The organism is Cellulomonas sp. P5_C6, from assembly GCF_054049635.1.
This window is the reverse complement of record NZ_JBFULZ010000174.1, coordinates 1-8,887: the sequence shown is the minus strand read 5'-3', so window position 1 is coordinate 8,887 and position 8,887 is coordinate 1. Positions and strand designations below refer to the sequence as shown.

Genomic DNA, 8,887 nt, shown 5'->3' with positions numbered 1-8,887 from the left:
GGGCGTCGCCGACCGCGCGGCGMGCGTGCTCGGCGGCCTCGCGGTGGGAGCCCAGCGCGGACGCCCGGACGGCCGCGGAGCTCTCGGCGGCGAGCGCGACGTCGACCTGCTGCGCGCCGCGTGCGTGGTGCGCGACCCGCGCCGGCTCGGAGTCCGTCGCGACGAGCCGACGGAGCACCTCGGCGTGCAGCTCGACGCGCCGGCCGGGCGGCAGGTCGTGCTCCACCGCCAGCCGGACCAGCTCGTGCCGGAACACCACCGCGTCCCCGTCGACCTGCACCAGCGCCGCCGCGGCCAGCTCGTCGAGCCGGTCCCAGTCGCCGTCGACCAGGTCCACCGAGGCGCGGCCCGGCACCACCGACAGCAGCTCGGCCACGTGCCGCGCCGCCGGACTGAGCCGCGCGAGCCGCGCCAGCACGGAGTCCCGCAGCGGCGCGGTCAGCATCTCGCCGGAGGCCATCTCGGTCACCAGGAAGGCGTTGCCCCCGGTGAGGCGCAGGACGGCGTCCGGGTCCAGCCCGGCGCCGGTCGCCAGCGCCTCGACGCTGGTCCGGCCCAGCGGCGGCACGTCGATCCGCACCGGGCCGGCGAGGTCCCCCAGCGCGACCGGGCCGCGCTCGTCCCGGGTGGTGACCACGAGGAGGCCGCGGGTGTCGGCGATCCGCCGCGCGACGAACCGCAGGACGTCGGCGCTGGAGGTGTCGATCCAGTGGGCGTCCTCGACGACCACCGGCGGGTGCGGGTCCGCCATCCACCGCAGCAGCCGCTCGGCCAGGGTGAAGGCGCTCCAGCGCGTCGACGACCGGGGCCACAGCTGGGCCGCCACGTCGAGGAACGGCCCGAGCGGCCTGGGGGTGGACAGCGGGTCGCAGTACCCCCAGACCGCCTCGGTGAACGCGTGCCGGACCAGCGCGGTCTTGCCGGCCCCGGCCTCGCCCGACACCAGCACCGTCGCCCCGTGGCCGGCCGCGGCCCCGTCCCGGACGGCATGCAGCCGTCCGGCGAGCCCGTCGCGCTCGAGCAGCGGCACAGTCGGCATCGTACGGTTCGCGGTCAGCGACCCTCCTGCACCGGGTAGACGGCGTCGGCGACCAGGCCGTGCGCCTCCCGGTGGACCGTCGAGGCGGCCTCGGCGGACGGGGCGTCGACGAGGCAGAAGACCTTCCCGTTCTGCTCGTCGACCCAGTACTGCAGGTAGCTCACGCCGTGACCCTCCTGCGTGGCGAGGTCGGCCTGGTGGGCCTGGGCGACGTCACCCATGGTGACCTCGCCGAGGTGGTGGACATCCATGAACAGCGGCATCGTCGTGCTCCCTCGAGACAGTGATCGGACCAGCCCGGAAGTGGACTGGTCCGATCACGGTAGGAAGCGGCACTCACCTGGCGGATCCGTGGCGAGTACCCAGGTTGCGACTCAGTGCGCGAGCACCGGCGCCTCGTCGTGGGTGGCCGGGGTGGCGGCCTCGAGGCGGGCGGCACGGTCGCCGCGGGTGCGGAACAGCGAGCCGGTGAGGATCGCGCCCAGCACGAAGATCCCCGCCGCGACGCTGTACGCGACCGAGAAGCTGTGCAGCGCGGCGTTGGCGAGCACCTGGGGGCTGGCCGGGGCGTGCGCCGTGACGTACGCCGCGGCGGCCGTCGCGGCGAGCGTGTTGAGCACGGCCGTGCCGATGGCCCCGCCGACCTGCTGGCTGGTGGAGACCATCGCCGAGGCGGCGCCGGCCTGCTGACGCGCGATCCCGAGCGTCGCGATCTGGAACGACGCGGGCATGATCGAGCCCATCGCCATGCCCATCATGATCAGGCCGACCAGCACCCGCGGGTACCCGCTGTCGAGCTGGAGGGTGGTGAACCAGAGCATCGCGCCGGCCCCGAGCAGCATGCCGATCGGCACGAGCAGCTTGGGCCCGAACCGCGGGACCAGGATGTTCGACTGGATCTGCGCGGTGATGACGATGAACACGACCATCGGCAGGAACGCCGCGCCCGTCTGCATCGGGGTGTACCCGAGCGTCAGCTGCAGGTAGTAGGTGAGGAAGAGGAACACGCCGAACATGCCGGAGCCGGCGACGAGGATCGCGAGGAACCCGGCCCCGCGGTCGCGGTCGACGACGATCTCGAGCGGCAGCAGCGGGTGCGTCGCCGTGCGCTGGCGCAGGACGAAGCCGACGAGCAGCACGACGCTCGCGGCGAGCGAGCCCCACACCGCCGGCGCGCTCCAGCCCTGGGGCTGGGCCTGCGAGAAGCCGAACACGAGCGCGAACAGACCCGTCGAGGCGAGGATGACGCCCGGCACGTCGATGCGGGTGTCGTGACGCTCCTCGGCGCGGGGCAGCAGCACGGTGCCGGCGACGAACGCGATCGCGGCGATGAACACGTTGACGTAGAGGTTCCAGCGCCAGTTGAAGTTCTCGGTGAGGTAGCCGCCGAGCAGCAGGCCGATGGCCCCGCCCATGCCGGCGATGGCGCCGAAGACGCCGAACGCGCGGGCGCGCTCCTTGGCGATGGTGAACGTGGTGGTCAGGACGGACAGGGCCGCCGGGGCGAGGACCGCGGCGAACGCGCCCTGCAGAGCGCGGGCGCCGACGAGCAGCTCGAAGCTCTGCGCAGCGCCGCCGAGAGCGGAGGCCACGGCGAAGCCGATGAGTCCGATGAGGAACATGCGGCGTCGGCCGAACATGTCGGCGAGGCGGCCGCCGAGCAGCAGCAGGCTGCCGAAGGCGAGCGCGTAGGCGGTGACCACCCACTGGCGGTCGTTGTCGCTGAACCCGAGGTCCGCCTGGGCGGAGGGCAGCGCGATGTTCACGATGGTCGCGTCGAGCACGACCATCAGCTGGGCGAGGGCGACCGTGGCGAGGACGAACCAGCGGTGCCGGCTCTCCGTGGCGGTCTGGATGGGTGACGACATGGGGGTGCTCCTGGGACGTCGTGGTCGGTGGAGCGACTGTAATACGGAACTGGCCAGTTCCGGAACCCCCCAGTATCGATTTATGCGGCTAGAGTGGCTTCCACGACGAAAGGGCGACGAATGACCGTGGACGACCTGACCGGGACGACGACGACCCGGAAAGCCGGCCGACGCCGCGACGAGTCCAAGGACGACGCGATCCTGCTGGCCACGCGCGAGCTGCTGGCCGAGCGCGGGTTCGACGGCATGACCATGGACGCCGTCGCCGACCGCGCCGGCGCCGGCAAGGCCACCGTCTACCGCCGCTGGCCCTCCAAGGTCCAGCTCACCGTCGACGCCGTCGTCTGCGCGCGCGGGGTCGCCCAGAGCATCGACGAGGTCCCCGACACGGGCTCGCTGCGCTCCGACCTGCTCGCCGTCCGCTTCGGCAAGCCCCGCACGGACGACTCCGAGCTGATGTCCGGGCTGATGTCCGCCGTGAAGGAGAACCCCGAGGTCGCCGCCGTGTTCCACGAGCAGTTCGTGCGCTCGCGGGTCGACCTCATGCGCGGGCTGCTCGAGCGCGCGCAGGCCCGCGGCGAGCTGCGGGCGGACATCGACCTCGAGATGGTCGCCGCCGTCGCACCGGCGATGATCGCCTACCGCAAGATGGTGGCCGGCCAGCGCGTCGACGACGAGTTCGTGGTGCAGATGATCGACACCGTGATCCTGCCGCTGGCCACGGGGTCCCAGCCCGCGCTCCCCTGACTCAGGTCAGCCAGACCGCGCGCCACGGCTCCAGCCACAGGTTGTCGTCGTCCCCCGGGCCCACGTCGGTGCCGGTCAGCGCATCGTGGGTCACGCCGAGCTCGCGCAGCCGCCACCCGGGCACCGGCCGCCAGTCGCCCGTCACGTTGTAGGCGGCGAGCAGGGGACCGAGCGGGTGCCGGCGCACGAGCGTGAGGACACCCGGGTCGTCGGGCCCGAGCACCTCGCTCGCCACCGACGCGTGCAGGTGCGGGAGCGACGCCCGCACGGCCGCCAGGTGCCGCAGCCCCGCGAACACCCGCTGCTCGACCGTGCCGGCCACCACCCGGCGCGCGGCCGCCACGGGATCGAGCCGCGGCCGGTGCGCCCAGCGGTTGTCGCCGCCGTGCCCCGGCTCGTCGGCCCACGCCGGGTCGTTCGGCAGCGCGAGCTCGTCGCCGGACCACACGACCGGCACGCCGCCCCAGCCCATGACCACGGCGTGCGCGAGCAGCAGGCGCGCGACCGCGGCATCGACCCACGCAGGGTCGGCGGCCTCCCGGGCCGCCTCCAGCCCGACCAGGCTGGCGGCCGTCCCGCTGATCCGGCGGTCGCCCGTCACGGCGTTGTGCTGGAACACCAGCCCGCGGGCGTCGGACCCCGGGAAGACCCCGGCGTACCAGTCCGAGAGGAAGTTCCGGTGCTGGTACCCGCCGCGGCCGACGGCAGCGGCGTCCTCGTCGGCGATCGCCCAGCCGATGTCGTCGTGGCACCGCACGTACGTGACCCAGGCGGTGGTGGTGGGGATCGGCGGGAGGGCGCGCAGCGCCTGGGACGCGAGCGTCGCGTCCTTCGAGGCGAGCATCGACCAGATGTGCACCATGAGGGCGTTGTGGTACGCCAGGTCGCTGACCTTGCCGTGGTGCCGGCCGGTCCCGAGGTACTGCACCAGGTCCGCCGGACCGACGATCGCCTCGGCCTTGAACACGACCGCCGGGCAGGCGATCCGGGCGACCGCGCGCAGGGCCTGCGTGATCGCGTGCACCTCGGGCTCGTTCTGGCAGGAGGTCCCCATCCGCTTCCAGAGGAACGCGATCGCGTCGAGCCGGAACACCTCGACGCCCTGGTTGGCCAGGTAGAGGACGACGTCGACCAGCTCGGCGAACACCTGCGGGTTGGACCAGTCCAGGTCCCACTGCCACGAGTGGAACGTCGTCCACACCCAGCCGTCGAGGTCGTCGTCCCACGTGAAGCTGCCCGGCGCGAAGTCGGGGAACACCTCCACCAGGGTCTGCTCGTACGCATCCGGCAGCGTGCGCGTCGGGTACACGTGGAAGTACTCGCGGTAGCGCTGCTCCCCCGCGCGCGCCCGGACCGCCCACTCGTGCTCGCGCGCGACGTGGTTGAGCACGAGGTCGAGCACGAGGCTGATCCCGGAGCGCCGCAGCTCGGTGGCCAGCGCGCGCAGGTCGTCCATCGTGCCGAGGTCCTCGCGGACCGTGCGGTAGTCGGCCACCGCGTACCCGCCGTCGTTGTCGCCCTCGCGCGGGCGCAGCAGCGGCATGAGGTGCAGGTAGGTGACCCCGAGGTCCCGCAGGTAGTCGACGGAGCCGCGCACGCCGTCCAGGTCGCCGGCGAACCGGTCCGCGTAGGTCGCGTACCCGAGCATGCCCGGGTCCTGGAACCAGTCCGGCGCGAGCGTGCGCTGCTGGTCGAGCCGGTGCAGCTCGGGGTCGCGCTCCGCGTAGGTGCGGGCGGCGCCGGCGACGAGGTCCGCGGCCAGGCCGGTCGCCCCGGGGTACACCGCCTCGAGGCCCGCCTGCAGGTCCGGCCACCAGCGTGCGAGCCGCAGCGCGAACAGGTCCGCACGGGCCGGGTCGAGGCCCGCGAGCGGCGCCGCCGCGGCCGCTGCGACCTCCGGGGGGATCGAGCTCACGGGTCGAATCTGTCACGCCGGGCCTCGCGGCGCCTCAGGTGCTGTCTCAGGTGCCGTCTCAGGTGCCGTCTCAGGTGCTGGCGAACGCGAGGGCGGGGTCGGTGGTGAGCACCTGGCGCACGCTCGCGGCCGCGGCGACCAGCCCGATGACCACGCCGACGCCGAGCGCGGTCAGGCACTGCCCGGCCGTGACCGCGACGGGCAGCGGGAACAGCGGCACCAGCACGAGAGCCGCGACGACGGCGAGCACGGCCGCCGTCCCGGCCAGAAGGACCCCCTCGAGCGCCACGCCGCCCACCAGCCGCCACGTCGGCACGCCGACGGACTTCAGGACCGCGACGTCGCGCTGCCGGTCCAGCCCCGCCACGTAGCAGACGAACCCTACGATCCCCGCGGCGACGAGCCACAGGAGCGCGGACAGCAGCGCGAGCGTGCGGGTGGCCACCTCCAAGGGCCGGCGCATGTCGTCGCGGACCTGCGTCGGCGTCATCGTCGTGAGCCCGGGAGGCACCGCCGCCGGGGTTCCTCGCACGACGAACGCCCCGGCGAGGTCGCGCCCGTCGAACGCGATCCGCTGCCCCTGGTCGAGGGTCACGACGACCGCCGGCGTGCCCCCGTTGTAGGTGAGGCCGCGCAGGACGCCGACCACCAGCAGCCGCTCGCCGCCGAGCGTGAGCCGTTCGCCCAGGCCCGCGCCGAGCGTCCGGTCGACGGCGACCTCGCCCGGCCCGCGGGGCGCGCGGCCCTCGACCGGCTCCACGACGACGACTCCGCCGGGCCGGTAGGCGATGACGTTCACGTCCGTGGGACCACCGTCGCGCACGACGACGTGGCGGAAGATCGCGACGGGGGTCCCGCCCTCCGGGGCCGGGTCGGTCGGAACCGGCGAGTTGGTGGTGAACGGGCCCGCCACACCGGTGGGCACCACCCACGTGTCGGCGCCGAAGAACGCCACGGTCCGGGTGGTCTCGGCCAGGAACGCGTCGTGCACCGCCCCGAGCAGGAGCGTCATGGCCAGCACGGACGCGGTCGCCAGCACGCCGAGGACCACGCGCCGGGCGCGCCACCGCAGATCGCGCAGGGTCAGCCAGATCACGGGTCCACCTGCACGGGCACCGCGACCGGTCGCCGCACGCGCGGCAGCACCGCGTGCGCCACCGGGACCGCGACGAGCACCACGACGATGCCGACAATCGCCGGCGCCCGCATCGGGTACAGGCCGAGCGCGCCGCCGAGCCACACGGCCCACCCGGCCGACGACAGCGCCAGCGCCGCCCCGCGCTGCGCGGGGTAGCGCACCCGGCTGACCATGAGCAGGCCGAGGACGGTGAGGGCCAGCGCCGCGGCCCACGGCTGGGGTGCCAGGAAGCCGAACACGATCGCGCAGGTGGCGGCCAGCGGCGAGGGCAGCCCCGTGAACCCCGGCTGGTCGTGGCGGACGGCGCTGAAGTCGGCCAGGCGCAGCAGCGCTCCCCCGACGTACACCAGCCCCCCGGCCACCAGCAGGCCGCGGTCGAGCGGCGAGGCCCCCGACGCGGCCAGGACCGCCAGCGCGGCGGCGGGCGCCACCCCGAACGCGACGCCGTCGGCCAGGTTGTCCAGGGGCGCACCGAGCGGCGTGCCGCCCCACCGGCGCGCCACGGGCCCGTCCACCGTGTCGAGGATCGTCCCGCACAGCAGCAGCACGGCGACCAGCTGCAGCAGCTCGGCCGGGTCCGACTCCAACGTCGTGACCAGCAGGATCACGGCCGCCCCGCACAGCGCGTTGGCGAGCGTGAGGAAGTCGGCGGGCCTCGGGTGCGTGATGCCGACCATGTCAGGCCGTCGCCAGGGTGGTGCGGCCGGCGCGCACGCGGTCACCGACGACGACGGCCGGGAGCACCCCGGTCGGCAGCAGGACGTCGACGCGAGAGCCGAACCGGATCAGGCCGATCCGCTCGCCGGCGGCCAGGTCCGCGCCCGCCCCGACGTAGGGCACGATCCGGCGCGCGAGCACGCCCGCCAGCTGCGTGAGCACCACCGGTCCGTGCGGCGAGTCCAGGTCCCAGTGCAGCCGCTCGTTGGCATGGGCGTCGGGCCGGAACGCAGGGACGTGCGCGCCACCGACCCGGTGCCGCACCCGCACGGTCGCCGGGCAGGGGCTGCGCGTCACGTGCACGTCGAGCAGGTCGAGGTAGGTCGAGACGAGCCAGCGGTCGTCGTCGTGCCGCTCGACGCGCGTGACCCGGCCGTCGGCGGCGCACACGAAGGCGGCCCGGTGGTCGTCGGGGCGCCGGTCGGGGTCGCGGAAGAACCAGGTGCCGGCCACCGCGAGCGCCAGGACCGGCACCCGGACCACCGCGCGGCGGGGAACCAGCGCGGCGACCCACACGAGGGCCAGCCACGGGGGTGCGCCCCGGGCGAGGCGCGCCGTCACGCGGCCACGACCGTGCCGCCGAGGTGCACGACGGCGTCGGCGAGGTCGCTGACCCGGTCGTCGTGGGTGGCGACCACGACGAGCCGCCCCGGCCGGGCGAGCCGGCGCAGCAGGTCCAGGACCACGCCCACGTGCTCGGTGTCGAGGTGCGCGGTCGGCTCGTCGGCGAGCAGCAGCGGGGGGTCGCGCACCAGGGCCCGGGCGAAGGCGACCCGCTGCTGCTCGCCCCCCGACAGCGTCCCCGGCCGGTGCCCGGCGCGGTGGGACAGCCCGAGGTCCTGGAGCAGCCGCGTCGCGCGCGCCGAGGCCTCGCGCCGCGACGTCCCGGTGAGCACCAGCGGGGCCATCACGTTCTCCTCGGCCGTGAGGCCGGGGACCAGGTTGAACGCCTGGAACACGATGCCGACGGTGCGCTGCCGGTGCACGAGCCCGGTGACGGGGGCGCCGCGGAACGTCACCGTGCCGGTGGTGGGTGTGAGCAGGCCCGCGAGGACCGACAGCACGGTCGTCTTGCCGCCGCCGCTGGGGCCCCGCAGCGCCACCAGCTGGCCGTCGTGGGCCGCCAGATCGACGCGCTGGAACGGCCGGACGACCCCGCCGCCGGTCTGATAGTCCACGCTCAGGTCGTCGACGACCAGGTCAGCACCCGTGCCCACGGTCGCCATGATGCCGCCCGGCGGCCCTCACGGGAACGTTTCGTCCCTGTTTGACCTGTTTCACGCGCGGTGCCACCGTGAGGCCATGCTCCCGCACGCGCCGGCAGCCACCCGTCGGTGGCTGCTCGGGCTCGCCCTGCGGCTGCGGCCCCGGGGCGGCGGCGGTGACCCGTCCTCGCTGCTCGCGCGGCTGCCGGAGTCGACCCTGGCGCCCCTGCGCCGCGACGGCCTCGCGCCGGCGGCCGC

The 8,887-nt window shown here is 74.7% G+C and carries 9 protein-coding genes; 1 reads left to right on the top strand and 8 read right to left on the bottom strand.

Features of this window, described 5'->3' with window-relative positions:
• The 3 genes from ACXJKG_RS16565 to ACXJKG_RS16555 all read right to left on the bottom strand — a co-directional run.
• Positions 1-1,030, bottom strand: a 1,030-nt coding sequence (locus tag ACXJKG_RS16565) for an AAA family ATPase (protein ID WP_456846844.1), incomplete at its 3' end; no start/stop codon positions are given.
• 23 nt (positions 1,031-1,053) lie between these two features.
• On the bottom strand, positions 1,054-1,302 hold the full coding sequence (locus ACXJKG_RS16560; RefSeq protein WP_456846843.1) for a DUF4242 domain-containing protein: 249 nt from the start codon (positions 1,300-1,302) through the stop codon (positions 1,054-1,056).
• A gap of 111 nt (positions 1,303-1,413) precedes the next feature.
• On the bottom strand, positions 1,414-2,907 hold the full coding sequence (locus ACXJKG_RS16555; protein ID WP_456846842.1) for an MFS transporter: 1,494 nt from the start codon (positions 2,905-2,907) through the stop codon (positions 1,414-1,416).
• Positions 2,908-3,027: 120 nt separating this feature from the next.
• On the opposite strand from ACXJKG_RS16555, the gene ACXJKG_RS16550 reads away from it, so the two are divergent.
• Positions 3,028-3,654 carry a TetR/AcrR family transcriptional regulator gene (locus ACXJKG_RS16550; RefSeq protein WP_456846841.1) on the top strand — a complete coding sequence of 209 codons (627 nt, stop codon included), beginning with the start codon at positions 3,028-3,030 and terminating at the stop codon, positions 3,652-3,654.
• A 1-nt stretch (position 3,655) separates the two neighbouring features.
• Here ACXJKG_RS16550 and ACXJKG_RS16545 read toward each other — a convergent pair whose 3' ends face one another.
• The 5 genes from ACXJKG_RS16545 to ACXJKG_RS16525 form a co-directional block, all read right to left on the bottom strand.
• Positions 3,656-5,569, bottom strand: coding sequence for an alpha-amylase family protein (locus ACXJKG_RS16545; RefSeq protein WP_456846840.1), 1,914 nt, complete (start codon positions 5,567-5,569; stop codon positions 3,656-3,658).
• Between the two features lie 70 nt (positions 5,570-5,639).
• Positions 5,640-6,665, bottom strand: coding sequence for an FtsX-like permease family protein (locus tag ACXJKG_RS16540; RefSeq protein WP_456846839.1), 1,026 nt, complete (start codon positions 6,663-6,665; stop codon positions 5,640-5,642).
• Entirely contained in the window at positions 6,662-7,384 is a 723-nt protein-coding gene (locus tag ACXJKG_RS16535; RefSeq protein ID WP_456846838.1) for a CDP-alcohol phosphatidyltransferase family protein, read from the bottom strand. The genes ACXJKG_RS16540 and ACXJKG_RS16535 overlap by 4 nt, the downstream gene beginning before the upstream one ends.
• A 1-nt stretch (position 7,385) precedes the next feature.
• Positions 7,386-7,985 (bottom strand): phosphatidylserine decarboxylase, encoded by a 600-nt coding sequence (locus ACXJKG_RS16530; RefSeq protein WP_456846837.1) that lies wholly within the window; start codon positions 7,983-7,985, stop codon positions 7,386-7,388.
• Positions 7,982-8,641: an ABC transporter ATP-binding protein gene (locus ACXJKG_RS16525; RefSeq protein WP_456846836.1), complete on the bottom strand. Its 660-nt coding sequence runs from the start codon at positions 8,639-8,641 to the stop codon at positions 7,982-7,984. The genes ACXJKG_RS16530 and ACXJKG_RS16525 overlap by 4 nt, the downstream gene beginning before the upstream one ends.
• Positions 8,642-8,887 lie beyond the last annotated feature (246 nt).